Origin of the sequence: Corynebacterium sp. LK26 (genome assembly GCF_014335085.1) — a bacterium.
GTDB lineage: Bacteria > Actinomycetota > Actinomycetes > Mycobacteriales > Mycobacteriaceae > Corynebacterium > Corynebacterium jeikeium_D.
This window is the reverse complement of the sequence record NZ_PDHB01000016.1, coordinates 1-23,033: the sequence shown is the minus strand read 5'-3', so window position 1 is coordinate 23,033 and position 23,033 is coordinate 1. Positions and strand designations below refer to the sequence as shown.

The 23,033-nt window shown below is 60.0% G+C and carries 19 protein-coding genes; 10 read left to right on the top strand and 9 right to left on the bottom strand.

Annotated elements, in window-relative coordinates; translation table 11 throughout:
* Positions 1-21: 21 nt before the first annotated feature.
* Positions 22-1,008, bottom strand: a complete 987-nt coding sequence (locus CRD13_RS08395) for a ribokinase (protein WP_016423305.1) — start codon at positions 1,006-1,008, stop codon at positions 22-24.
* Between the two features lie 108 nt (positions 1,009-1,116).
* On the opposite strand from CRD13_RS08395, the gene CRD13_RS08390 reads away from it, so the two are divergent.
* A complete protein-coding gene (locus CRD13_RS08390) occupies positions 1,117-2,598 on the top strand; it encodes a carboxyl transferase domain-containing protein (protein WP_070545912.1) in 1,482 nt (493 codons plus the stop codon).
* A 248-nt stretch (positions 2,599-2,846) separates the two neighbouring features.
* Here CRD13_RS08390 and CRD13_RS08385 read toward each other — a convergent pair whose 3' ends face one another.
* Together CRD13_RS08385 and CRD13_RS08380 are read right to left on the bottom strand one after the other, a co-directional pair.
* Entirely contained in the window at positions 2,847-3,206 is a 360-nt protein-coding gene (locus CRD13_RS08385) for an FKBP-type peptidyl-prolyl cis-trans isomerase (RefSeq protein ID WP_005511805.1), read from the bottom strand.
* Positions 3,207-3,421: 215 nt separating this feature from the next.
* On the bottom strand, positions 3,422-4,717 hold the full coding sequence (locus CRD13_RS08380) for a citrate synthase (RefSeq protein WP_016423307.1): 1,296 nt from the start codon (positions 4,715-4,717) through the stop codon (positions 3,422-3,424).
* Positions 4,718-5,441: 724 nt separating this feature from the next.
* Between CRD13_RS08380 and serC the strand changes: the two genes are divergently transcribed.
* The 3 genes from serC to CRD13_RS08365 all read left to right on the top strand — a co-directional run bounded on the left by serC (position 5,442) and on the right by CRD13_RS08365 (position 8,768).
* On the top strand, positions 5,442-6,578 hold the full coding sequence (serC, locus tag CRD13_RS08375) for a phosphoserine transaminase (RefSeq protein ID WP_049189721.1): 1,137 nt from the start codon (positions 5,442-5,444) through the stop codon (positions 6,576-6,578).
* A gap of 141 nt (positions 6,579-6,719) precedes the next feature.
* Positions 6,720-7,847, top strand: coding sequence for a septation protein SepH (sepH, locus tag CRD13_RS08370; protein WP_049189722.1), 1,128 nt, complete (start codon positions 6,720-6,722; stop codon positions 7,845-7,847).
* 15 nt (positions 7,848-7,862) lie between these two features.
* Positions 7,863-8,768, top strand: a complete 906-nt coding sequence (locus tag CRD13_RS08365) for a hypothetical protein (protein ID WP_187401518.1) — start codon at positions 7,863-7,865, stop codon at positions 8,766-8,768.
* 3 nt (positions 8,769-8,771) lie between these two features.
* On the opposite strand, the gene CRD13_RS08360 is transcribed toward CRD13_RS08365, so the two are convergent.
* The 3 genes from CRD13_RS08360 to CRD13_RS08350 form a co-directional block, all read right to left on the bottom strand.
* Positions 8,772-9,644 (bottom strand): RNA methyltransferase, encoded by an 873-nt coding sequence (locus tag CRD13_RS08360; RefSeq protein WP_069359664.1) that lies wholly within the window; start codon positions 9,642-9,644, stop codon positions 8,772-8,774.
* A gap of 9 nt (positions 9,645-9,653) precedes the next feature.
* Positions 9,654-11,168 (bottom strand): NCS2 family permease, encoded by a 1,515-nt coding sequence (locus CRD13_RS08355; protein WP_016423312.1) that lies wholly within the window; start codon positions 11,166-11,168, stop codon positions 9,654-9,656.
* A gap of 158 nt (positions 11,169-11,326) precedes the next feature.
* Positions 11,327-12,019 carry a DUF3027 domain-containing protein gene (locus tag CRD13_RS08350; protein WP_224433761.1) on the bottom strand — a complete coding sequence of 231 codons (693 nt, stop codon included), beginning with the start codon at positions 12,017-12,019 and terminating at the stop codon, positions 11,327-11,329.
* A gap of 23 nt (positions 12,020-12,042) precedes the next feature.
* On the opposite strand from CRD13_RS08350, the gene CRD13_RS08345 reads away from it, so the two are divergent.
* Both CRD13_RS08345 and CRD13_RS08340 read left to right on the top strand, forming a co-directional pair.
* A complete protein-coding gene (locus tag CRD13_RS08345) occupies positions 12,043-13,203 on the top strand; it encodes a glutaminyl-peptide cyclotransferase (RefSeq protein ID WP_070429967.1) in 1,161 nt (386 codons plus the stop codon).
* 122 nt (positions 13,204-13,325) lie between these two features.
* Positions 13,326-13,820: a DUF2771 family protein gene (locus tag CRD13_RS08340; RefSeq protein ID WP_016423315.1), complete on the top strand. Its 495-nt coding sequence runs from the start codon at positions 13,326-13,328 to the stop codon at positions 13,818-13,820.
* Between the two features lie 72 nt (positions 13,821-13,892).
* On the opposite strand, the gene CRD13_RS08335 is transcribed toward CRD13_RS08340, so the two are convergent.
* Positions 13,893-14,324: a cold-shock protein gene (locus CRD13_RS08335; RefSeq protein WP_005511873.1), complete on the bottom strand. Its 432-nt coding sequence runs from the start codon at positions 14,322-14,324 to the stop codon at positions 13,893-13,895.
* Between the two features lie 870 nt (positions 14,325-15,194).
* Between CRD13_RS08335 and CRD13_RS08330 the strand changes: the two genes are divergently transcribed.
* On the top strand, positions 15,195-15,815 hold the full coding sequence (locus tag CRD13_RS08330; protein WP_016423316.1) for a transglycosylase family protein: 621 nt from the start codon (positions 15,195-15,197) through the stop codon (positions 15,813-15,815).
* Between the two features lie 442 nt (positions 15,816-16,257).
* Here CRD13_RS08330 and CRD13_RS08325 read toward each other — a convergent pair whose 3' ends face one another.
* Positions 16,258-16,446 (bottom strand): hypothetical protein, encoded by a 189-nt coding sequence (locus tag CRD13_RS08325; RefSeq protein ID WP_016423317.1) that lies wholly within the window; start codon positions 16,444-16,446, stop codon positions 16,258-16,260.
* Positions 16,447-16,520: 74 nt separating this feature from the next.
* Between CRD13_RS08325 and CRD13_RS08320 the strand changes: the two genes are divergently transcribed.
* The 3 genes from CRD13_RS08320 to CRD13_RS08310 all read left to right on the top strand — a co-directional run bounded on the left by CRD13_RS08320 (position 16,521) and on the right by CRD13_RS08310 (position 21,556).
* Positions 16,521-19,037, top strand: a complete 2,517-nt coding sequence (locus CRD13_RS08320; RefSeq protein WP_187401517.1) for a helicase-associated domain-containing protein — start codon at positions 16,521-16,523, stop codon at positions 19,035-19,037.
* A 148-nt stretch (positions 19,038-19,185) separates the two neighbouring features.
* A complete protein-coding gene (locus CRD13_RS08315) occupies positions 19,186-20,889 on the top strand; it encodes a DNA repair helicase XPB (protein WP_016423319.1) in 1,704 nt (567 codons plus the stop codon).
* 25 nt (positions 20,890-20,914) lie between these two features.
* Positions 20,915-21,556, top strand: a complete 642-nt coding sequence (locus CRD13_RS08310) for a DUF3239 domain-containing protein (protein ID WP_187401516.1) — start codon at positions 20,915-20,917, stop codon at positions 21,554-21,556.
* Positions 21,557-21,686: 130 nt separating this feature from the next.
* Here the strand turns inward: CRD13_RS08310 and CRD13_RS08305 are convergent, their stop codons facing one another.
* Complete coding sequence (locus tag CRD13_RS08305; protein ID WP_187401515.1) at positions 21,687-22,829, bottom strand: alpha/beta hydrolase; 1,143 nt, start codon at positions 22,827-22,829, stop codon at positions 21,687-21,689.
* Positions 22,830-23,033 lie beyond the last annotated feature (204 nt).

The window sequence follows — 23,033 nt, the reverse complement described above, 5'->3', positions numbered from 1 at the left end:
TAGGCCTTTGCGCAGCGCACCTTATAGACCATGGTCCGCCGCAAACTGCGCGATTTTTCCTGTCTCGCCATAGGAGGTCTGCGCCCCCACGCCTGTCGCCGCATGAGCCGAGACCACCGCCGCAAGACGAGCTGCCGTCACCACATCATCGCCCGCGGCCAACGCGGTGAGGACCGTACCCATGTACGCATCACCGCAGCCCGTGGTGTCCACGACCTCGATGGGCAGCGCTGGAATGCGAGTGACTGCCACCTCGCTTTCCGACGTCCTCAAGACCGCAGACCCCTCCCCGCCAAGTGTGACAATGGCCGTGGAAATCCCGTGTTCGTCGGCAAGCGCGCGCCCAACCGCATCCCACTGACCGTGCTCGCAACCGGCGACCGCGCGCTCGGAGCCGATGATGGCTGCGAGTTCGTGCTCGTTGACAATGAGGACATCGACCAGCGCGAGCAGATCCTCACTGACCGCCCGAATCGGCGACAGGTTGAACACCACCGGCACACCCGCATCGTGGGCAATCTGTGCGGCGGCCAGGACAGCCTCATCACAAATCTCCAGACACAGACCGAGGCACCCAGCCCGCTGAATCTTGTCCGCATGACTGCGCACCATCTCAGCATCGACTTCACCATTGGCGCCAGCGGAGATGACAATGAAATTCTCCGCCGCATCATCAACGACAATCATGGCTGTACCAGTGGCAGAGTCGACGGTCTCAACTGCAGAGATGTCCACGTGAGCGTCGGTAAGCGCGTCGCGCAGCAACTGCGCATTGGGATCCGAACCGACCGCGCCGACCAGTTCCACGGCCGCGCCCAGTCTTCCAGCCGTCGCCGCCTGATTCGCCGACTTACCGCCCGGCAGAATGCGCAGAGGACTGCCCTCGATAGTCTCGCCACCATGCGGCAGGCGCTTCACGGTGACGGTCAGGTCTGCGTTGATGGAACCGACGACACATACGTTTGGCCTCTGTTCAGCCAGCTCGGTGAGGCGCTCAGTAATCGGCATTGGTTCGACTCCTCGGTAGTGCGGACACGTTTTTTCCGACAATAGCGCTACCCCTTTCCGCCCACCATCAACTAAGCCGGTTTACCCCTTGTTTACTACCGTGGAGGTATGGCTAGAATCAGCGCCCAACAAGTAATAGATACCGTCCTCGACCACGGAAGTTTCACCTCCTGGGACGGCGCGCCCGAGCATGGCAACATCGACGAGTCCTACCGCGGCACACTGTCCCGAGCCTCTGAGAAGACCGGTCTCGATGAGGCCGTTATCACCGGTGAAGGCACCGTCGGTGGCAAGCGCGTCGCCGTCATCTGTTCTGAGTTCGGCTTCCTCGGCGGTTCTATCGGCGCCGCAACCGCTCGTCGTATTATTCGCAGCATCGAGCGCGCGACTGCGGAGCAGCTGCCGCTGTTGCTCTCCCCGACCTCGGGCGGCACTCGCATGCAGGAGGGCACTGCGGCGTTCGCGCTCATGATCTCTATTACCACCGCAGTGGCGCGCCACAAGGATTCTCACTTGCCATTCCTGGTGTACCTGCGCAATCCCACCACCGGTGGTGTCATGGCGTCGTGGGGGTCGGCAGGCCACTTCACCTTCGCAGAGCCCGGCGCACTTCTCGGCTTCCTCGGCCCGCGCGTCGTCGAGCTCGCTACCGGCGAACCCATGCCCGAAGGCGTTCAGACCTCCGAGAACCTGTTCAAGCAGGGCATTATCGACGGCATCATTCCGCTCGAAGGTCTGCGCGGCGCTGTCCGCCGCACCATCGACGTGCTTGCCGACGGAGACCCCAGCGAACCCACCCCACCGCCAGTAGCAGCCATTGATGGTCGCGATACCTGGGAAGCTATCCTGCGCACCCGCGATACTTCTCGTCCAGGTGGCGGCGACATTATCGATGCCCTTGTCGACTGCTCCGTGCCGATTTCCGGCACTGGCGATGGCCACAAGTCGCTGTCGGTTCGGGCTCGCCTGGCGCGGATTGGTGAGCGGCCGGTGATTCTGGTCGCCCAGGATCGCCATAATCAGCCACCCCTGGGCACGCATCCAATGGGTCCGGGTTCTCTGCGTTTTGCCCGCCGTGCGATGCGCATCGCGGAAAGCCTGAACATTCCGCTGGTCACGGTCATTGACACCCCAGGCGCTGAGTTGACCAAGGACGCCGAGGAAAATGCCATGGCCGGCGAGATTGCCCGCACCTTGACCACGCTGGTGAACTTGAAGGTTCCGACCGTGTCACTCATTCTCGGCCAGGGCTGCGGTGGCGGTGCGCTGGCCATGCTGCCCTCTGACCGCGTGCTGGCAATGCACGATGCTTGGATGTCTCCGTTGCCGCCGGAGGGTGCTTCGGCGATTATCTACCGAGACACCGAGCATGCCCCGGAAATGATGGAGGAGCAGGGCGTTGGCGCCGAGGCCATGCTGAAGACCGGGGTCATCGACGAGATTGTGGCCGAACCTGAGAATCCGGCCGAACTGCCCCGCCGTGCTCTGAGTGCTATCGAGCACGCCCTCTGGGAGCTGGAGAAGAATCCGGCTCGCGTTGGCCGTGAGCAACGTTTCGACCACTACCGTCGCTTCGCGCTGGGTGAGTAAGGGGTCTGGGCCTGGTTTGGGGCTGGCGTGGGGCTGGTTTGGGGCTGGTTTGGGCCTTCAGCCCCCACCCCAACCTCAGAAAGCAAGAAAGTGACTGAGTTTATGACACTTTTGGGCAATTTTTCACGCCTGAAGTGTCATAAACGCAGTCACTTTCTTCGCCGGAAATCCTGCAAACCGCCGACGGAGGGATGGGCAGGAACCGCGAAGCGAAGCTCAGCCGGCCAACAGAGCTAGCATGCGGACTTTTACTTAACGTCCAACAGGTCGATGACGAAGACCAGGGTCTTACCAGACAGGAAGTGTCCTGCACCAGCCGGGCCGTAAGCTTTCTCCGGCGGGCAAATCAGCTCGCGACGACCGCCGACCTTCATGCCCGGAATGCCTTCCTGCCAACCGGCAATCAGGCCGTTCAGCGGGAACTCGATGGACTGGCCACGGTTCCAGGAAGAGTCGAACTCTTCACCGGTTTCGTAGTCAACACCCACGTAGTGGACCTCGACACGAGCACCCGGGGTGGCCTCCTTGCCGTCACCGACAGTGAGGTCGTTGATGACGAGTTCCGTCGGAGCCGGACCGGACTTAGCAGTGAGTTCTGGCTTGGACAAGACAATCTCCTATCACAGTTGGCTTTTTCACAGTTGGTATTCAGCCCAACGTAAATGGACCCAACTTAAATGGGGTTTCTTAGAATTCTAGGAAAAATAAAAGGCGCGTACCAACCTTTCGAAGGCTAGTACGCGCCTTTTCGCGTTTTCAACGCTGGACTTTTCTATGCTGAGTTACCTGCGAGGAACCCCCTACGCAGTAATCGCTAGAAACCTTAGCGCTGGTCGCGCGGAACGAAGTCACGCTCGGTCTCGCCGGTGTAAATCTGGCGAGGGCGGTTGATCTTCGATGCCGGGTCAGTGACCTGCTCGTTGAACTGAGCGATCCAGCCCGGGAGGCGGCCGATGGCGAACAGGACGGTGAAGAAGTCCGTCGGGAAGCCCATGGCGCGGTAAATCAGACCGGTGTAGAAGTCAACGTTCGGGTAGAGCTTGCGGGAGACGAAGTAGTCATCAGCCAGTGCAATCTCTTCCAGCTTCATAGCCAGATCCAGCAGCTCGTCGCCGCCGAGGTGCTGGAGCACCTCGTGAGCGGTCTTCTTAGCGATAGCTGCACGCGGGTCGTAGGACTTGTAGACGCGGTGACCGAAGCCCATCAGGCGGACGCCCGGCTCCTTGTTCTTCACGCGGTTCATGAACTCGGTTGCGTCGCCACCGTGGTTCTGCTGGATGTCCTCAAGCATCTCCAGAACAGCCTGGTTAGCGCCACCGTGCAGCGGGCCAGACAGAGCGTTGATACCAGCAGCGATGGAGACGAACATGGAAGCGCCGGAGGAAGCGACCATGCGGACGGTGGAGGTGGAGCAGTTCTGCTCATGGTCAGCGTGCAGGATGAGCAGCTTGTCCAGAGCGTCAACCACTACCGGGTCAACCTCGTAGTCAGCGGTCGGGTAACCGAACATCATGCGCAGGAAGTTCTCGCGAGCGTTCAGGTTGTTGTCCGGGTACATGTACGGCTCACCCTTGGATGCGCGGTAAGCGTATGCAGCCAGCATCGGGACCTTAGCCATCAGGCGAACCGCAGCCAGGTTGCGCTGCTCTTCGTTCAGCGGATCCAGCTCGTCCTGGTAGTAGGAAGCCAGAATGTTGACCGAGGAAGCCAGGGTCTGCATCGGGTGTGCGCCACGCGGGAAGATGCTGAATGCGCGACGGAAGTCCTCGTCCAGCAGGGTGTGGTGACGAATGTCGTGGTTGAACTGCGCAAGCTCTTCCTCAGACGGAAGGTGGCCGTGAATCAGCAGGTAGGAAACCTCGTTGAAGGTAGCCTTCTCAGCCAGCTGCTCAATCGGGTAACCGCGGTAGCGCAGGATGCCGTTACCGCCGTCGATGTAAGTGATCTTGGACTCGGTAGAACCGGTGGCGGTGTAGCCCGGGTCGAAGGTGGTCAGTCCAGTTTCCTGGAGCATCTTGCCCAGTGCGATACCGTCGTTACCCTCGGTTGCCTTGACGATGTCCATCTCGAACTCGCCGCCCGGGTAGTGGAGTACAGCCTTGCCGTCTTTAGTAGCCACAACTTCCCTTTCACAGAAAAATTCTTCTTAACGACTCCAGAGTGCGGGGGAAGCAGGCACAGCGGAAAACAGCATGCTGCCTCCCAACTCCACGCCACCCCTTCGGGGTCGCATTGTTTTCAATGATTCAATTATGCGCGACATTTGCGTTCCATTGCATCTTGCCCAGTGAAAAAAGTTTGCTTAGTTCACATCGACCGTGTCGTAACCATAAAGAACCGACACCTGCAGTGGATTAGAACACACAATATCAAAGAGTGTGAGCAGTGCAACACCCTCTACCCCATTCGGGCAGCCTGGGCTTACCCAATCTTGACCCCTCTTCACCCCGAAATGCAAATGGAAAAACGGGTTTATTACGTTGTCACTGCTCATTTACTAATCAGGAGGTCAGGAGCACATTCAACAGCCAATGTCTTTAAAAGTTCAAAAGCCATCGAGCCGACGCCCGAAAACACATCGACTAAATCCACAATAATTCACCCCTCGCCGCCCGCCCGAGGCTCCACACCGCCAAGTTTTCAGCACCAACAAAACTGGAAAAAATTCTTCGCAAACTTTGCAAATACGCCAATCCACCCTGTTTTGTTATGCAAAGTACGGAAGCGGGGGCAATTGAACCCCACCCTTTTGCTATAAGTACCCCCGATTACCGCTAGAGTTTGAAGACAACGGCTGTATATCAAGCTTCACTTTGAATGCACTTTGAAAGGTTGCGCCTCATATGAGCGATCAATTCCCAGTCCTCCCTGAAGAGTTCCAGCCCGGCGACGGCCGCTTTGGTTGCGGTCCGTCGAAGGTTCGCCCGACACAGATTCAGGCAATCGTTGACGGCGGTACCTCTATCATGGGTACCTCCCACCGTCAGCCGGCAGTGAAGAACGTTGTTGGTGAGGTTCGCGAGGGTCTGGCTGAGCTCTTCCAGCTTCCGGACGGCTACGAGATTGTCCTGTCCCTCGGCGGCGCAACCGCTTTCTGGGATGCTGCCACCTTTGGGCTCATCGAGAAAAAGTCCGCTCACCTGACTTACGGTGAGTTCTCCTCTAAGTTCGCCAAGGCCTCCAAGATGGCTCCGTGGCTCGACGCTCCGCAGATCATCGAAGCAGAGCCGGGTTCCGCACCTGAGGTTGTCGCTGGCGAAGAGGACGTTGACCTTATTGGTTGGGCTCACAACGAGACCTCCACCGGCACCATGGTTCCGGTCACCCGCCCGGCAGGCTCCGAGGGCCAGCTCGTGGCTATCGATGCCACCTCCGGTGCCGGCGGCCTCCCGGTCGACATGTCCCAGGCTGACGTCTACTACTTCTCCCCGCAGAAGTGCTTCGCTTCTGACGGCGGCATCTGGTTGGCCGCAATGTCCCCGGCTGCCATCGAGCGTATTGAGAAGATCAATTCTTCCGACCGCTTCATCCCGGCTTTCCTGAACCTGCAGACTGCCGTTGATAACTCCCGCAAGAACCAGACCTACAACACCCCGGCCGTCGGCACTTTGCTGATGCTGGCTGATCAGGTCAAGTGGATGAACGCCAACGGCGGCCTCGACGGCATGGTTGCCCGCACCACCGAGTCCTCCTCCCACCTCTACAACTGGGCTGAGAACCGCGCGGAGGCAACTCCGTTCGTCACCGATGCTGCAAAGCGCTCGCTGGTCGTCGGCACCATCGACTTCGAGGACAACATCGACGCCGCACAGATCGCCAAGGTTCTGCGCGCCAACGGCATCCTCGACATCGAGCCTTACCGCAAGCTGGGCCGCAACCAGCTGCGCATCGGTATGTTCCCGGCCATCGACCCGGAGGACATCCGTCGTCTGACTGGCGCTATCGACTGGGTTCTGGATAACGGCTACGCTGCAAAGTAACAGCCAAATACCGGCCTCAGCCGCATAACTCCCGCGCCACGCGCAAGGGCATTGCCCCATTTGTCCGTGACGCGGGAGTTTTGTCGTTTACCATGATTAGTGAGCATTACTTATAACGTCGACCAACAAGGAGGTTCTCGCATGAGGGAGCTGAAGCCCGTTCTGGACGGCGATGTGACCGATTCACTGATTCTCGTTCCCGCCGATACCACCGAGCAGGAACGGCAGGAGGGACTTCGCTTCACGCTGCCTCTCGACGAGAACCTGCGCACTTTCCTGGTCGAGCACTTCGAGCTCGCCGATGCCGCCGGTTCCCCTGCTGCAGCTGATTCCGCATCGCTTGCCGACGGATCCAGCGCCGCCACCGCCACTGCCAGCGGTAGCTCTGGGGAGAGTGCTACCGCAGAGAGGGGCTCCACCGACGGAAGTTCCACTAGTGACAGCACAGCGGAAGCCACCACCGCAAGCGGCGACGCGGCCGAAGGCAACGAGACGACCGGCAACTCCGCTACAGCAGGCGGGGCACCGAAGAAGATTCCAACGGCGCCGAAGCCAGTTCTGGAAGAGCCCCGCGTAGTTTTGTCGCCGCGCGAAATCCAGGATCGCATTCGCAGCGGCCAGACGGTCGAGGAGCTCATCGAGTACAGCGGCATGCAGCCGCGCAAGATTGAGTCCTTCGCCTACCCGGTGCTTGCAGAGCGCGCACGTATTGCGGAGCTCGGCAAGCAGTCGAAGCCACGTCGCATTGATGGCCCGGCCAAGTTGTCCCTGTGGGAGATTCTCGCCACCGCTTTTGCCGCCCGTGGCCAGGAACTCGCCGATGCCTCGTGGGACGCCTACCGCGACCCGAGTGGACAGTGGATTGTGACGGTTACTTGGAATGTCGGCCATACCACCAACGTGGCCGAGTGGAGTTACCAGGCGGAGGGACTTTCCGCGCTCACCATTGCTCGCAATGAGCTGGCAGCAGAGCTGATCGACCCCGACTTTGCCCGCCGCAACCGAGACTTGGCTCCGCAGGCCAATCGAGCTGCTGATACCGCGGATACCTCTGAGATGCCAGCCGCATGGCAGTCTTCGGCGGAGCCGCAGCGAGGCCACGGGGAGCAGGACGTTCCGTCGCAAAGCGATGACGCCGACGACGATATTGACGAGACGGAGTTCTTGCAGCACCCGGACGCGGAGCAGCCGAAGCGCAAGAAGAAGACTGTCATGCCGTCGTGGGAGGATGTGCTTCTCGGCGTACGTCCGAACGGCCCGAAGAAGTAGGAGTTTCCCTCGACAATGAGCTCCATGACCAGTGGCAACGCTTCTGATTTCGAATTCTCCGCGATTCGCCGCGGTGTAGTCACAATTTGGTTTATCAGCACCAATGACCCTGCTGCGGCCCTGGAGACAGGTGTTCAGCACGACCGCGGTTTCGGGCGTCGTTTCCTAGCTCTCTATGACTCAACGCTGCCGGTAACACCGATTGGTGATTTCCCGCTCAACCGCTCGGCGGAAACCGGTGACGGTGAATACTACATCGGTGGATTTGAGGGCGTTGCCGTACTGCAGACGGTTCTCGATGATGTCTCGCAGCTGTCCAAGCTGTCGCCTCGTCTGCGCCAGGAGATTGCCGCCACGGACGTCTACGCGAGTGTGTCGAATAAATCCACGGGCTTCGGTGCCTTTGCGCATTGGCACGATGGTGAGCTCAAGCGTGCTTTCTCCGCTACTCGCTACCGCACACTGGAAGACATCGGTCTTCCCTGCCCCGCAGAGGGCAGCTTCTGGGCGGGCAAGCACCGCCCGCTGCCCGACGCTTTCGAAGATACGGGTTCACGTCCACGCGAGGGGGTCGGTTTGCCGTTCGTTCCAGCAGAGCTTGCCGACGCCGTCATCACCGACTGGCTCGGATTCGACCCGCATTCGCCCGCTACCGATATCCCTGTTAGTGGTTTTGCGGTGGATGGCCGTCGTGCGGCTCCCGGAGCTTCGTATTCGACGTCTCGTAGTCCACGCGGGCTAATGGGTGAGCCGGGTTCCTCCGAGTCTGGCGCAGAGCTTGACCGCGCCTACGACGACTACGAAGTTCACAACGCAGAGCCGAACCGAGACTTTCTGGAGGAGCTCAGTCGCTTTGGGGCTAAGGCCAAGAACTTCGCTGGCCGCACCTGGCGGCGGGCGCGAGGCAAGTTCGGGAAATAGTTTCTACCGCCCTGCGCGCTGCGACTGAACGCGCAGTCGCTCGTAGAACGCGATCGCCGCGGAGGTAGCCACATTCAGGCTGTCAGTTCCCGGTGACATGGGAATGCGAGCACGCACATCGGTGGCTGCCATCGCGTGCTCGGTAAGCCCCTGCCCCTCAGCGCCAACGAGAATCGCGACCTTGTCCGTGTCCATGGCATCCCACAGGTCCACCGTGCCCGCAGGGGTCATCGACACCACGCGGAAGCCCTGCTCTTTGAGCTGGTCCAGGCTTCGCTGCCAGGTGGTCGTAGTACCGGGCAGAGTCGCAAATGGGACTGTCAGCACATGCCCCATGGAAACGCGCACGCTGCGGCGATACAGCGGATCGGCGCAGGCCGCGCCGAAGACGACCCCATCCACGCCCATGCCCGCCGCGTTACGGAACAGGGCTCCGATGTTCTCGTGGTCACCGACTCCCTCCATCACGGCCAAGGTGGTGGCTCCGCTCAGAACTTGGTCCACCGATAGCTCCGGCGCGCGGTCAGCGGTGGCCAGAAGGCCGCGGTGAAGATCAAATCCGGCCGCTGCAGCCAGAACCTCGCGGTCGAGTTCAAACCAGGGCACCGTTTCCGCAATAGCGGCCTCGCTCGCGGTCAGTCCGTCGGCAAGCGATGCGAGCTTCTGGCGAGTACCAAAGACTGCGCGGAGCGGAAAGCGTGAGCGCACTAACCGCGGCACAATGAGCGTGCCTTCGGCGATGACCAGCCCCTTCCCACCGGGCAAATCGGGGCGGGAATCGGACTTGTTGAGGTTGCGGATGTCATCGAGACGGCTGTCGGCGGGATCGTCGACGACGATGGGCGCAAAGCGTTCGAGGGATGCGTTGGTACTCATGGAAACTCTTTAGCCGCCCAGCAGAGCGGTGAACGGATCGGCGGCGAAGTAGATGATGAACAGGCCGGAGACAATCCACATCAGCGGATGTACGGACTTGGCACGACCCGAGAAGATAGCCATCGCAGCAAAGGTGATGAAACCGATGCCGATACCATTTGCAATCGAGTAGGTAAACGGCATGGTGACAATAGTCAAAAATGCCGGCAGTGCGATGTCGAAACGGGTGAAATCAATCTCGGTAATCTGCCCGATCATCATGGCACCGACGATGACCAGCACTGGCGCGGCAGCCTCGATGGGCACGATTTCATAGAGCGGGGTGAAAAACATCGCTGCCAGAAAGAGGATGCCGGTGACAATGTTGGCAAGGCCAGTGCGTGCACCATCGGCGATGCCCGCTGCGGAGTCCACAAAGACGGTGTTCGACGAGGAGCTGACTGCACCACCGACAATGGCACCGGTGCCTTCGACAACCAGTGCGCGCTTCATGTCCGGCAGCACACCGTCTTCATCGACAAGTGCGGCCTGCTTGCCCAGACCAGTCATCGTGCCCATGGCATCGAAGAAGTTCGCCAGGACCAAGGTAAACAGCAGCATGGTGGCGCTGAGGGCACCGACGCGGGCAAAGGATCCGAAAAGATCCACAGCTCCAACGAGGGACAAGTCCGGCATGCCGCCTACGCGGTCCGGCAGAGTCGGTACCGCAAGATTCCAACCGGTCGGCACTGGCTTGCCATCAGCGAAGGAGGGGCCCGCATCCGTCAAGGCCTCGACTGCGAGCGCAATGATGGTATTCAGCACGATGCCGATGAACAGGCCACCTGGAATATTGCGGACAACCATGATGCCGCAGATAATCAGCCCGAGGACGAACACGGCGGTCGGCCACGAGGCAATCTGACCATTGATGCCGAGCTGCACCGGAACAGTCGTGTCAGCGGCATCGGGAATACGGCGAACCAGGCCACCGTCGACCAGACCAATCATGGCAATGAATAGGCCGATACCCACACTCATCGCGGCCTTCATATCGGACGGAATCGCGTGGAAGACAGCTGTGCGGAATCCGGTCAGCGCCAGCAGCACGATAATCACGCCGTCCAGCACGACCAGGCCCATCGCTTCTTCCCAGGCCAGCCCCTCGTTAGCAACGAATGTCACGGCAACCAGGGTGTTGATGCCCAGGCCCGTCGCAATGCCGAAGGGGTACTTGGCAAAGAGACCAAAAGTAATGGTCATGACACCCGCGGCGAGCGCGGTGACAGCGGCGACCTGTGGTATCCCCAGGCTATTGCCGTTGACATCCTCGATATTGCCGAGGATCAGCGGGTTGAGCAGAATGATGTAGGCCATCGCGAAGAAGGTCACTACGCCACCGCGAATCTCGGTCACGGTCGTCGAACCGCGCTCCGTGATGTGAAAATAGCGGTCCACTGCCGAAAGATGGCTCCCCTTCCGTGCAGGCTTGGAGTCCTTCGCCTCATCTGAGGATGTTGCAGAGGTGGACGTACCTTTGTCCATTTTTTATGCCTCTCTAGAGTCTCTTTACTATCCGTGTCACGTGTTTATCCGTGTCAGAGCGGAATTTTTGTGCCGAAAACCGTAACGGTGCAGTCTCTGGGGCCACGGTGGCGTCGAAACTGCACCTTCTTCGTCATCGCGTTTGCCTAGGTGGAAAGCTACAGGTGGGAATCCTGGTAGGGTTCCGCCACCGGTGCACCCTGCCCCGTTACTTCCGGGATAGCTGAGTGAGCACCGCAGCCGTGGTCAAAGCTTACGGCCGTGGCATCGAATGTCCATTCGTTAACGCACACGCCCCAGTTCTTACCGAGCGGCCCGGTCAGCGGGACCATAAAGGCGCAGGTTCGGCAACGGTGCAATGCTTCCCGAGCAAAGTCACTCTCGGGGCCGGTATCGCCCTCTTCCCAACGCTGCTCGGTGTCTTCCACACCACGCGCCGACAAGGTGCGGGTCTGCAAGTCATCGCCGTCGAGTCGCTCATCTCCCACTGCAGCCGGCAACAAATCGCGTGGACCGAGGTCACCGGGGCGCAGCCGCTCCTCGTAGGGCACCCATTCAGGCGCCTGCAGCGCGGTTTCGCCAGGGACAAGAGCCACTTCACTGACCGTCGCCTGTTGAGTGCCCGGCGCGCACGCGACCACCACATGCCACTCCCAGCCCCTGTATCCGGGCAGGTCAGCCGCAAAACGATGCACCGCAACGCCCTCGCCTACGACACTTACACCGGTGTGCGCGCCGGCAGGCCCCTCCCCGAGCTCTTCAATCGCGGTACGGGCAGTGTCGACCGCCTGGTGATTCATCACCTTCCCCCGTCGGCGGCTGTTTCGGGAACGTCGTCGATTTTCAGTCACGTTTCCTATCCTAGAGTGAAGCTATGGACAGATTCCCGTCGGGCGATGCAAAACTCGCCCGCCCTTTCCACTCATCACGCTTTACGACGGTCCGAGCTGCCATCCTCTCCGTGGCAACTGCCGCCCTATTGGCCGGCTGTGCGGCTGAAACTGGTTCAGGTGGCGATCCCTCAGGCGAGGCCCCTTCTAGTGGAGCTAGTGCGGACTCGAACTCCGGCACCGCCCCAAGGTCGACTTCGGCATCGGTTAATCCCTCCGAGCTGGTCGGTGCCGATAAGGTGCCGGGGCTCGGTGACGTTCCGACACTGAAACTGGCCATCGAGCAGTCCTATCCTGTCTTGGCTCCACCACTTCCCACGGAGAAGAATGTCGCTGCGCCTTTTGTCCAGGGCCTTGAGTTCGAACCCGATGGTTCTTTGTTGATGGGCACCGGCCTCTACGGTGAGTCCCAGATTTACCGATTACCGCAGTGGCTCGACAACTCTGCAGCCGAGCCGACCAACGTGGAAGATTTACAGCCTGAACTCTTCGGCGAGGGGATTACCCGTCATGGAGATACCGTGTGGCAGCTGACGTGGAAGGAAGGACGCGCCATTGAACGCGACGCGGCTACTCTCAAGCAGCGTCGCGAGGTTCCCTTCGACACCGAGGGCTGGGGCGCGTGCTCCTTCGATGACACCATCGTGACCTCCGACGGCAGTGGCACCCTCACTTTCCGCGCCCCCGATGACCTCTCTTCCCAGCGTCAACTGGCGGTCACTGCAGCAGGTACAGAGACAACGTGGCTCAACGAACTCGAGTGCGTCACTGTCAACGGCGACGCAGCTCTGGACGAAGTGCCGGACGAAGTACCAGCGGACACGAGCGATTCAAACAACCAGAGCAACGCGGACGGACCAAACTCCCCGCAATCGCACCGCGAGATTTGGGCCAACGTCTGGCAGAGTCCATTCATCTACCGCATCAACCCGGAAGACGGAAAGGTCACAGGCATCGTCGATGCCACCGAACTCTTCCGCGACTTGTACGCGCAGCTCTCCCCAGCAGAGCAAAACAGTATTGATGTGCTCAACGGCATTGCTCTAATGCCGGATTCTTCCTCTACCTCCCCCAATGGCCCCCGCCAGTTCCTGCTCACAGGGAAGAAATGGCCCACGGCCTACCGTGTTACCGTGAGTGAATAGCAGTATCTGGCCCGAAAACGGCTAGTGTGACTGAACGTAGCTTCAATTCCGTTACGAATGTCGGGAAGTGAGAGTTGATGGGATCGAGTAGGCGCCGCTGGCAACAGAATAGTAAGGCGTTCATGGTTGTCGGCGCTATTGTCGTGGTGGGTCTTGTCGTCACCGGCATTGTCCTTGCTGTCAATAAGTGGACCAACCAGGCAATCGACGACCCGCACGCGCTGTCCATCGAGGTCATTCAGGACGGCGAAACCACAGAGGTTCTTCCCTACCGTGTCTGCGACCTCTTTGAGAAGAATGCCTGCACCACGACTGAGGCCAACGCCGCCAAGATTTCTCTGGGCGAGCAGGAGACAGCTGAGGTTAACGTCGGCTCCACTGTTGGCTCTAACTCTTGGACTCTGCAGCGTTTCTTCTCCGACGATGCGGTCAACTCCACCTCTCGCAAGGATCCGGGCGAAGCCACGACCGAGACCATCGCCGGCTCCGCAGCTGTTGCCGGCAAACGCACCCCACTCGGGGTCGTGGAGGTTTCCACCGCGCTCATCGGAAAGAACTCCGAGGGTGAAGAGACCACCTACGGTATTACTTGGTCGATCGTCAACGAACCGTCGTAAAGCACAGCAAAACGCCCGCTCACTGAGGTTATCCACCTTCGTGAGCGGGCGTTTTTCACATCTTCTACCGACTTACGAGTCCAGCTCGCGCGCGACCGCACGCAGGACTTCAGCCATCTGGTGGCCGTCCTTACGCTCCGGGTAACGCCCGGCGCGCAGGTCACGCTGCACCGTCGACTCCAGCATGGAAATCATGTCCGAAATCATGCCGTTGAGATCGCTGGGGCTGTGCTTCTTTGCTTGACGACGGGCTCCTGCGCCCCCACCTGCCCCGCCACGGCGGTGACGGGCACCGCGCGGTCCCTCGTCGAGCACCTTGATCCGGAGGGCCTGCGGGCCTGGGCGGCCGTCAGCGTAGTCGTACTCCAGGCGCTGACCAGTTACGAGTTCTTCCACGCCTTTCGGCAGCACGTTCTTGCCGATGTAGACATCTTCACCGTCCGGATTCGAAACGAAGCCAAAACCGCGATCCTTGTCGTACCACCTGACCTTACCGATGGGCACTTTCCACCTAACCTTCCCGTGCCCTGTGACTGGGGGCACTCAACCTCGTTCCCCTTGTGCAGCGGTGACTGCCCTTCAGGGTCTTCGGATCGGAGATGCAATTCTTCCGCATTTGCCACCGTCCTCGCACGCACAAACGGCCAGAGTTAGAGGCTCGCTCGGGGCGAGCTTGGCCAGACAGGACCGCGAGGATATGCCAGGCCGGGTGCTGTCTTAATGGTGTTCCTTTAATTAAGGTGCGACCAAAACAGGACGCACTCCAACGGGGAACACATTATTTATTACTGCTTACTAGTGCGAAGTGGCGGCAGCGGTAGCGGCGTGCATGTGCACGTCACCTCCGATTACCTAAAGAACTCAATTATACCCATAGATGGGGACATAAAGGGAAGACGGATCTGCGTGAAGCGAACACTCTCGCGGATTGACGCACCGAGACGGCAACTAACTGCCAGCGTTGGTTCTTTATGGCTATCTCTTATGGCCATCCTTCTCAGTGCATGCGGCGCGCCAAAACCGGAAAAATAACAAGACGATAACGTGAGCTTTATCACATTTTGAAGTTTTAACTTACACAACACCAATAACAGTCACGTCTCTTACCTGCAGTTTCACCTACTTTTATGCATATTTCCCACCTGCGCTCAAAATTAAGAATCCGGCGATTCGCGTGACTATTTCGTTATCAACCGCTACGGTGTGCAATCGACGCGTTTAACGGACGAAGTCGCATAGATCGCCTTCATCTCACTCCAGTGCGATGACATCGGCCCGTTATCAATAACGTGAAGAACTTTCCATAAGAGTGAGATGGGGTTGCATTAGCCCCACTGGCGCCACAAAGAAAATCGACGAAAAGGAAATTTTCATATGGCTCGCCACGCAGCTAAGACCAACACCTTCGCTTCCACTTCGGCAAAGGTTGCACTGACCGGCGCAATCCTCGGTGCCGGTGCCGCTATCTTCGCACCGACCGCTTCTGCAGCTCCGGACTCCGACTGGGACCGCCTGGCACAGTGTGAGTCCGGCGGCAACTGGCACATCAACACCGGAAACGGCTACTACGGCGGTCTGCAGTTCTCCGCAAGCACCTGGAACGCTTTCGGTGGTAACGAGTTCGCTTCGACCGCTGATCAGGCTTCCCGCGAGCAGCAGATTTACGTTGCTGAGAAGGTCCTGGCTCAGCAGGGTTGGGGCGCATGGCCGGCTTGCTCCGCAAGCCTGGGTCTCTCCTCCGGCCCGACCGATCGTCCGCACCCGAGCCAGGGCTCCGCTCCTGTTCGCGCACAGGCCGCTCCGGCAGCTGCTGCTTCCGACTCCAAGACTGACCTGGTCCAGCAGTTCGCTGACCGCCTGTCCAACGTCGACAGCCTGTCCGACGCTCAGGCACTCATCGCTGAGTTCCGTGCACTGACCGGCGAGGTTGAGCTCCCGCAGGAACTGGTCGCAGCCATTCCGTTCGACCTGTCGAAGCTGCAGGGTCTGATTTAAGACTTTCGAGCTAGCCAGCTCATCACAGTAGCCCCGAGGGTAATCCCCCTCGGGGCTACTTTTTGGCTTCCGCAGGTTGGCGGTACCGACCCAACGCGAGTTAGTGACTGCGTGAGTTACTGCCTGCGTTTATGGCTAGCGACCGCGTGCCAACGCGAGTTAGTGACTGCGTTTATGACAAAAATGGCCCGAAAAATGGCTTGAAAGTGTCATAAACTTACACAGTTTCACATTTGCAGCCCGCATCCATGGGGCCATTCCGGTGGATTGGCCAAAAAACTGGGCTTGAATAAGCCCCCGCCCACTTCAAGCCCCCACTTCAAGCGCCCCTACTCAAGCCCCCGCCCCGAGGCCACTGATGTGAAAACCCGCAGCCATGGCTGAACTAGCAGTCACGGCTGCGGGCCTCCAGCAGAAGTAGCTCTGCTAAGAATCTAAAAGATTACTTGTTAATCACCGTGGTCGGGTGCACGTAACCCAGAGTCTCCGGATCAACCGGGAACTCAATGTCGCCGAAAGGCGAATCTGCACCAGCGTGGTGAGCAATCAGTTCAGTAACAGCGTGCTGACCAGGCTCGAGGTCCTTCGGCCAGCCGGGATCGACATAGGATTTCTTTGCAACGTTAGCCATGCTGAGATTATCCCAAAAATTTTCTCCCCAGTCACCTTCTCCCCTCCTTAAATCTCACTAAAGTGGGGATTGTCATGACTAGCACCACCCCCTTTGCACTCTTTTCCGACTGGCTGGCAGGTCAACCAGACCAATTTGTGGGCACTATCCTCAGCAATCGCCCCGATGCGCTGTCGCCACCGCCGAAGTCTTCCCAGGTGCTAGCGGCAAGGCTCCAGCTCCGCGCTTCTGTCTCCCGCGCGCTAACCAAACTGCCCGCACTGGAGCTCGCCTGCATTGAGGCCGCCGCCGACCTCGGTGCTGACGCCGAACCCGTCACTGCGGACGCCCTCATCGACTACATTCTCGACTTACTCTCTCGAGCAGAGGTTCCCGCCAATCAACGGCCCACGGCCACGCATATTCGGACAAGCCTCGATACCCTGCGCGAATACGGACTCATCTGGGGCAACGGTCCCGGCCCCCGCGGCACCTTCACCGGCAAGTCCACCCGCAAGAAACCTCTGCCCTGGCAGGACTACTTCTGTCTCAGCGATGAGGTCGCCACCTCGTTGCCACCTGGCTGGTATCTTCTGCCCAATCCCGATGGCCCAAGCCGCAGTCAGCTACGCACGGCACTCACCGAGGTTACAGACAGACAGCAGCGGCTTCTGGACACCCTCGCCAACTCCGGAGGTCTCGGCGTTACAAAGGACGCTCATCCGGATGCCGACCCTTCGCTGCCGGTCCCAGCGCTCATCAACGCCGGCCTGCTCGAACGCATCGACGAGGGCACCGTCCGCCTGCCCGCCACCGTTCGCGCGCTTATGCGTGGAGTCGGGCTTGCCGACGACGACGTCCCCCTGCGCCCCGAAACCCCCGCTACCCACGTGATTGCCAGCGGTAACGACCGTGCTGCCGCCACTGCCTGGGAAACTTTGCGACAGGCGACTGACCTGCTGGACTTGCTGGGAACCGACCCCGCGCCGACATTGAAAAACGGTGTCATTGGAGTGCGGGAAACCCGCAGTCTCATCGAGGAGCTCGGCGTCGACATCTCGGAGTTGGCTCGCGGCGTGGCTAACCTCAGTGCAGCGGGGCTGGTTCATGTCGGCACTCCGCATCCGCTGCCACTGCATGACACCGGTGGTGACTATTTCGCCCCCACGCTGGCAGCCGACGGCTTCCTCGACGCCGATCTGGTTGACCGGTGGGTGAGTTTGACGGTCGGCACTCGCACTAGCGACGCAGCTCCCTGGCGGGTCGACCAGCTCAATGAGGAAGGCAAGCGCATTGCTCTACTCTCCCCACAAGCTCGGCTCTCCGGGGTACCGTCAATCCGGGAAATGGTGCTGGCCTGCTGTGCGCAGGTGGCGTCGTCGGCAAGCGACAACGACATCGTTGCTCTGACTGACCTGCGTGAATGCGCCGCCTACTACTACCCGATTACCAACGCGAGGTGCACGGACGAGACGCTCAGTGGCGTGGTCGACGAGCTGGTCGCCCTCGGCATCGTCGTGCGGGACCCGGGCGTGGAAACGATTTCCGTCGGCCTTAGCGAGGTTGGCAAAGCCATGGTCGCGCTCATCGAATCCGGCACCGCCGAGGCCTTCGACGATCTGCGTGCCGCCTGCAACAACCTCTTGCCGCCGAACGCCTCGTACCTGATGGTCCAGGCGGACAACACCATCGTCGTACCGGGCCCCGCATCCCCGGAGATGGAACGCGTGCTCAGTTCGATTGCGCAGCTGGAATCTCCCGGCCTCGCCAGCGTCTACCGTGTGACCGAAGACAGCCTCCGCGATGCCCTCGACGCCGGCATCAACGCCGCCGATATCTCGGAGTTTCTTTCGCGCTACGCCGTCGGCGAGGTACCGCAGTCCATTACCTATTTGCTTGACGACGTCGCCCGCCGCCACGGTCGTCTCCGCGGTGGCCCCGCAGCTTCGTTTATCCGCTGTGACGATCCGGCCCTGCTGGCCTCATTCCAGAGTCACCAGGCTGGGCAAAGCCTGGCGTTGCGGAAGATTGCCGAAACGGTGCTAATTAGCCAGGCCCCGCTTGCCCAGGTGATTGAGACCGCTAGAAATGCGGGCTTTTCCATCATCGCCGAAGATGCAGAGGGTTTGGTGCTGGATCTCGGTCGCGCTCCCTGCCGCATTGAGGCGCCAGCTCCGGTGCCTACTGCGCGTACAACGATGCCCGAACCGGAACGCATCAGCCAGGCGTTGACGGCTATTGCCGATGGCAACCGTGCTGCTGAGCACGCTGGTAGTTCCAGTGGCACTGCAGCCAGTGGCAACACTGCTGGGGTCTCTGGCTCGGCTGCGGATTCGGCGACAGGTACGGGCACGGCTGCCGGTGCCAGCGCTAGCACCGGTGGCACGAGCGACTACGCCTCCGGCACCGAAGCGTTCAAGCTTCTGCAGCGCGCGGCTCGCCATGGCGACGACCTGTATTTGAGCTACGTTGACCGCAACGGCAAACCCGGCCGCAAGCGCGTGCGCCCAGTCACCGTCTCCGGTGGGCAGGTCGATGCTATCGACCCGGCCACCAGTCAAGTGCTGCGCTTCCTGCTGCATCGCATTACCGAAGTACATCCTGTCGACTAGGCGGCGGGCGCGCGGACCGTCGTAAAGCGATGCAGAAGCGAATGTGGCGGTTCGGGATGATTCGAGCCCGTGCCGCATCTTCTGCGTAATCGTGGCAGAATTGACCTTTAGCTTATTTTTGGTCGAATGTCTGCGAGGCGAGGAAATAATGGGTTTCGGCACGGGTCCGCTGATCGTCCAATCGGACAAGACGGTGCTGCTGGAGGTCGATAATCCGGAGGCGGATGCGGCACGCGCGGCGCTGGCACCGTTCGCGGAGCTCGAACGTGCTCCTGAACATGTGCACACCTACCGCATCACCCCGCTGGCGCTGTGGAATGCCCGCGCCGCCGGTCACGACGCGGAGCAGGTGGTCGATGTCCTCGAGCGCTTCTCCAAGTTCCCCGTCCCACAGCCGCTGCTTATCGACGTCGCGGAGACCATGGACCGCTACGGTCGCCTGAGCCTGACCAAGCATCCAGCTCACGGCCTTATTCTGGTTTCACACGACCCTGCGGTACTGGCCGAGGTGACCAAGCACAAAAAGATTCGTCCGATGCTCGGCGAGCAAATCGACGCCGACACCTGGACCGTGCACCCCTCCGAGCGAGGCCGAATCAAACAGGAGCTGCTGAAGGTCGGTTGGCCGGCCAATGACACCGCCGGCTACATCGATGGTGAGGCACACGCCATCGCTTGGCAGGATCAGGGCACCGGCGGCCACGACACCTGGGAACTGCGCGACTACCAACGCATGGCGGCTGATTCCTTCCGCGAAGGCGGCTCCGGCGTCGTGGTGCTGCCCTGTGGCGCAGGCAAAACAATCGTCGGTGCAGCGGCCATGGTAGACGCGCAGCGCACCACTTTGATTCTGGTCACCAACACCGTCGCCGGCAGGCAGTGGCGCGACGAGCTGCTGCGACGCACCTCGCTGACCGAGGACGAAATCGGCGAATACTCCGGCGAAAAGAAGGAAATTCGCCCCGTCACCATTGCGACCTACCAAGTGGTCACGCGCAAGACTAAGGGAGAATACCGCGCACTCGAGCTATTCGATTCCCGCGACTGGGGCCTCATCATCTACGACGAGGTCCACCTCCTGCCCGCTCCCGTGTTCCGAATGAGTGCGGATCTGCAGTCGCGCCGTCGACTGGGGCTCACCGCTACCCTGGTGCGCGAAGATGGCCGCGAGGGCGACGTCTTCAGCCTGATTGGCCCGAAGCGCTACGACGCCCCATGGAAGGACATTGAAGCCCAGGGCTGGATCGCACCGGCAGACTGCGTTGAGGTCCGCGTGACCCCGACCGAGTCCGAGCGCATGCTCTACGCCACGGCTGAGGCCTCCGACAGGTATCGTCTGGCCGCAACGACGCCGACGAAGATTCCCGTCGTCAAGCAAATCCTTGCCCGACACGAGGGCGAACCCGCTCTGGTGATTGGTGCCTACCTGGATCAGCTCGAAGAGATCGGCGAAGAGCTCGGCGTCGACGTCATCGAAGGAAAGACGTCCAACGCCAAACGCGAGGAGCTCTTTGGGAAGTTCCGGCGCGGCGAGATCAACACGCTGGTGGTCTCCAAGGTTGCGAACTTTTCCATCGACCTTCCCGAAGCCTCTGTCGCCGTGCAAATCTCCGGCACCTTCGGTTCCCGACAGGAGGAGGCACAGCGCCTGGGGCGTCTCCTGCGCCCGAAGTCCGATGGTGGTGGCGCCGTCTTTTACTCGGTGGTGACTCGCGATACGCTCGATACCGAATACGCAGCTCACCGCCAGCGTTTCCTGGCGGAACAGGGCTACGCCTACCGAATCGTCGACGCAGACGAGTACCTCGGGCCCTCCCTGCCCGGTGATTCCACCGCTAGCTCGGAATCCTAGAAAACTGGATAACTAAAGGACTGCCATGAACTTTCACTTCCCCGTCAACCGCGAGCACACCAACGCCAACAACGAGTACTACCGCGATGCCCGCCGACTGCTCATCTCCTCCGGCATTTTCTCTGCTCTGCTGCTCGTCGGCGCTGTGCTGGTTCTAATAGTTTTCGACCGCACGCCGTTTGTTATCGGCAGCGCGGTTGTGCTTTTCGCCCTCGCGGCTCTCTACGTCGGCGTTACCTTCCAGGTGCGACGCGCAATTAAGGATCCGCAAGAGCTTTACGACGAATCCCCGCTGGTTCCGGCCATGATTGCGCGTGTGGATGAGCGGACCATGGTGCTGATGACCCTGGTGGACATGCGTAAAAACCCCTCCGATGGCGAGCCCGTCCCGGCCCTGGCTACACGTACGGTCACCACGATTTCCGGTGTCCCCCGCCGCGTGGGCGCGAAGGTGCCAGCTGTTGCTGTGGCCGGTACACACAAGAGCCGCACCGAGTTCTACGACGAGATCACCCCAGTGCCGCTCGCGTGGTCCACTCCAGACAAGTCAATCATTGCCCAAGCCCAGCGCAATATTCCGGTCAACGATTGGAATGTGCTCGAACGCAACATCGACCGGGTGGAAGAGGTACACGCAACGAAGCGCAATCTCCTGCCGCTGCACTAGTCGGGGGCTGTTAGCCCCGACCTTTTGGCACTGAACTGTTCTAGACCCGCCCCCGATTTCCCTTAGCAGCGCCCCCTCCGCGGTGCTCACATGCACAGCGAGAGCGCCATTAGGAACTGAAACGGGTTGACTAGCTCTTACCCCAGGACTCTTCGTTCTGCCGGTCAATCGCTTCCTTATCGTATTCACCTGCCGGGTCCTCTGGCAGCTCACGTTCCGTGTGAGTGGCCTCTAGAATGAACCGCGCCGCGTCCGTAATCTGCTCTCGCTGAACCTTTGGAACCGCAATCTGGTGAGTCGCCAAGAATACCGCCTGAGTGGCGTCTCCACCTGCCTCCTCGACCTTCTTCAGGTACTCGGTAGCTGGCCGAACAACAGTATCGCGGGAGGCCGCCTGAACGTGGACACGCATGCTTCGCGACGGCTCATGCAATCCCGGTGACACTTCCTTTGCCGAATCATCAGAGGTGCCGAAGAATGCCTGCAACCACACCGCAGGAGCACCACGCAGGTCTAGAGCCGGGGCAACGAGCAACAGAGCAACCGGAGTGTCTTGACTAATCTGGTCTACCGCGGAAACAACGTTGTGGCCGCCTGAAGAGACACCATAAAGAACTAACGGGTTCTGATCACTGATGGGCATTGCACCCAATTTTTGAAGCTGCAACGAATCATCTGCGACAGATGCGACTACCCGCGCAATGTCATAGACGGCCTCAGATACCTTATTCTCTGGTGCGAGCCGGTAATCCACGTCCACAACAATTGCGCCCGATCGGGCTGCCAGGGCAGCCATATTTGGGCCGAAGGAATTCTCACGCAGACTGCCGTCACCCATCCAGAAAGCGCCGCCGTGTGCGGCAACTACCACAGACCTGGTTGGATCCTGTGGGACAAAAACCCGCACCGGAACGCTAGGACTATCCCCCACCGTCGTATCCGTCACCTCTACTTTGCCGTCGGCATACGCAAGGTATGGCGAGGAATGGTTGACGGCCGCCCCCAGGACCATCATTGAACCGTGAATGATGGCGTCTGGCATACGAGCGCCGCGGTCATTGACTGAAGCACGAGCCTTCTCAATGTCTTCCTCAGAGGCACCCAAGGGGACAACCTCGCTCAAGTAGGAATAGGCCGAGACGTGTTCTTCGAGCCATTCAATAAGCTGTTGTAGCTTACCTTCTTCGGTCGTTACGGGAGTGAAGTTGTCTTGAGCCTCGTCCTCAGAAGAAGCGAGGTTAACCACATCGGAGTTAGGTGTCTGATTAGTCATAGAGACAGTCTGCCACAGAGAGCCAACGAGGATTCACCAAAAGAGGAAACCGAGGATCCGATCGACGCTTAGTTAATTCTGTTCACTCGTGGGTAAAACAAAAGTGGGCCGCAGCAGCCCACCCCACACGGGAACTGGCTACCACGACCCACACAATAAACTTTTTATGCCGGCGGCGACCTACTCTCCCACACCCTCCCGAGT

What these genes read in the sequence shown, in the direction of transcription:
- sepH (WP_049189722.1), top strand. Translation starts at nt 6,720, where the DNA reads ATGAGGGAGCTGAAGCCCGTTCTGGACGGCGATGTGACCGATTCACTG.
- CRD13_RS08365 (WP_187401518.1), top strand. Translation starts at nt 7,863, where the DNA reads ATGAGCTCCATGACCAGTGGCAACGCTTCTGATTTCGAATTCTCCGCG.
- CRD13_RS08360 (WP_069359664.1), bottom strand. Translation starts at nt 9,644, where the DNA reads ATGAGTACCAACGCATCCCTCGAACGCTTTGCGCCCATCGTCGTCGAC.
- CRD13_RS08355 (WP_016423312.1), bottom strand. Translation starts at nt 11,168, where the DNA reads ATGGACAAAGGTACGTCCACCTCTGCAACATCCTCAGATGAGGCGAAG.
- CRD13_RS08320 (WP_187401517.1), top strand. Translation starts at nt 16,521, where the DNA reads ATGACTAGCACCACCCCCTTTGCACTCTTTTCCGACTGGCTGGCAGGT.
- CRD13_RS08340 (WP_016423315.1), top strand. Translation starts at nt 13,326, where the DNA reads ATGGTTGTCGGCGCTATTGTCGTGGTGGGTCTTGTCGTCACCGGCATT.
- CRD13_RS08325 (WP_016423317.1), bottom strand. Translation starts at nt 16,446, where the DNA reads ATGGCTAACGTTGCAAAGAAATCCTATGTCGATCCCGGCTGGCCGAAG.
- CRD13_RS08310 (WP_187401516.1), top strand. Translation starts at nt 20,915, where the DNA reads ATGAACTTTCACTTCCCCGTCAACCGCGAGCACACCAACGCCAACAAC.
- serC (WP_049189721.1), top strand. Translation starts at nt 5,442, where the DNA reads ATGAGCGATCAATTCCCAGTCCTCCCTGAAGAGTTCCAGCCCGGCGAC.
- CRD13_RS08305 (WP_187401515.1), bottom strand. Translation starts at nt 22,829, where the DNA reads ATGACTAATCAGACACCTAACTCCGATGTGGTTAACCTCGCTTCTTCT.
- CRD13_RS08390 (WP_070545912.1), top strand. Translation starts at nt 1,117, where the DNA reads ATGGCTAGAATCAGCGCCCAACAAGTAATAGATACCGTCCTCGACCAC.
- CRD13_RS08395 (WP_016423305.1), bottom strand. Translation starts at nt 1,008, where the DNA reads ATGCCGATTACTGAGCGCCTCACCGAGCTGGCTGAACAGAGGCCAAAC.
- CRD13_RS08330 (WP_016423316.1), top strand. Translation starts at nt 15,195, where the DNA reads ATGGCTCGCCACGCAGCTAAGACCAACACCTTCGCTTCCACTTCGGCA.
- CRD13_RS08345 (WP_070429967.1), top strand. Translation starts at nt 12,043, where the DNA reads ATGGACAGATTCCCGTCGGGCGATGCAAAACTCGCCCGCCCTTTCCAC.
- CRD13_RS08315 (WP_016423319.1), top strand. Translation starts at nt 19,186, where the DNA reads ATGGGTTTCGGCACGGGTCCGCTGATCGTCCAATCGGACAAGACGGTG.